Source organism: Streptomyces bungoensis, assembly GCF_001514215.1.
In the GTDB taxonomy this organism is placed as follows: Bacteria; Actinomycetota; Actinomycetes; order Streptomycetales; family Streptomycetaceae; genus Streptomyces; species Streptomyces bungoensis.
In genome coordinates this window covers 1-1,594 of record NZ_KQ948905.1, presented here as the reverse complement: position 1 = coordinate 1,594, position 1,594 = coordinate 1, and the positions used below count along the sequence as shown (strand labels likewise).

At 67.6% G+C, this 1,594-nt stretch carries 2 protein-coding genes; one reads left to right on the top strand and one right to left on the bottom strand.

Features of this window, described 5'->3' with window-relative positions:
* Window positions 1-655 precede the first annotated feature (655 nt).
* Window positions 656-1,063 carry a hypothetical protein gene (locus AQJ66_RS36550; RefSeq protein ID WP_061931243.1) on the bottom strand — a complete coding sequence of 136 codons (408 nt, stop codon included), beginning with the start codon at window positions 1,061-1,063 and terminating at the stop codon, window positions 656-658.
* A gap of 193 nt (window positions 1,064-1,256) precedes the next feature.
* On the opposite strand from AQJ66_RS36550, the gene AQJ66_RS36545 reads away from it, so the two are divergent.
* A complete protein-coding gene (locus AQJ66_RS36545) occupies window positions 1,257-1,436 on the top strand; it encodes a hypothetical protein (protein ID WP_061931240.1) in 180 nt (59 codons plus the stop codon).
* Window positions 1,437-1,594 lie beyond the last annotated feature (158 nt).

Here is a 1,594-nt window from a genome sequence, read left to right as displayed (position 1 = left end):
CCGCGACAGAACAGACATCAAACGCGAAGTTCACCCCAATGGGTTAACCAGGCACGCGGAATGCGACCTGCATGGACTCCGGCACACCGTCAGTACGACCCGGCGGAGCCGGCGGTGTACTGGGTCAGCCTCGGCGGCTTACGGAATGTCGACTGCGTTCCGCGCGCAGTCCTTGATCCGTCAGCAAGCAGGTCAGCAGTACGCGCACATGACACTCAGGACCCATGAATGCGCTCGTGGAAGTCGGTCAATGCCGAAGTGGCCCAGGGGCCGGGAGAGCAAGGGGGCTCGGGACGACCGTATGACATCGCGTCCGTCGGCAACTGACGCGGGCCGCATGGCAGGATGCTGCGGCCCCGCCTCCCGCACTTGGGGAGACAGCGGCGGGCTCGGCGTGGTGTCCACGCCGAGCCCGGCACCGATGAAGAGCTAGCACTACCGATTCACCACGGGCATCCGCAGGATGTACGTCCACCGAGCCCCGAGGCCGACGCGCTCGACCGGGCCGAAGCCGCATGCCGCGCCCCGGAGGTTGTCGGCACGGACGCAGCCGGCGACCTTCGGCGACATCGGGGCACAGCCGTACTCCGAGTCCGCCCGCCTCGCAGAGCGGCTCGGAACATCCCGGTCGACGGCCACGATCGCGGCAGGGTCACTAACGCGATCGGTCGGCGCAGATTGCGTAGACGGTGACGCCGCCGGTTCCGTTGGAGAACCCGACACCCACCCAGCCGCTTCCGTCGGGGGTCGGGTAACTGCCCTGGACAACACCGACCGGCACCAGGACTCCACCTCCCAGGACCTTCTCGTGGAGGGGGCACTGGACGATCTGCGGCGCGCCGTTGGGAGCTGTGGGGAAGGATTGCTTGACGATCTGGTAGCCACGGATGCCGTCGCCCGAAATCGGGGTGGCGCTGTTGCCGGCGCCGGCACCCTGAGCGTCCTTGGAGCCGCTCGTCGGCGGCGCGTCCTGCGCCTGGGCCGTGAGGCCCGCGCCGAGTACGGACGCGGCCACCAGTGCACCGATGCTCAATATGCGCATGCTCCGCACGAATTCCTCCATTTTTTCTTGAAGATCCGATTTGGATCATTCATCACAGTAGCGAGGTGTGCGTATGCCCGCTGGGTGTTCGTAGTGCAATTGGGGCAGGGGGTAAGCACGTCGAGGCGGCCTCCCCGCTGTCTCTCTCCCCCCGTGTCGCCGACGCGGCAGACGCACTGCCACGGCGATACCGGATGAGATACCGGCGGTCCCGGTGGCCGGAGCCCTGGGGCACGGCGGGATCGCGGCCGCGGCCAGGCTCGGCGCGGGCATGGGCGTCCTCGGCGAAGTCACCTTCGCGGAGGACGCCGGTCAGGTCTGCCACCACCGCACACCTGCCGTCATGAGTTCCCTCCGCGACCCCGCCCGGGCATCCCTCCACCGGGCCGGCTGAGCCGACATCGCCAGTTCAGAGGGCAGGACCCTGGGCGGCTCGAGGGCTTCCGGCATTCGCTCCGCCACTGTGGTGGGTCGCATCCGTCGTAGCCGCGTTCCGCATGCTTGATTAGCCCATTGGGGTGAACTTCGCGTTTGATGTCTGTTCTGTCGCTG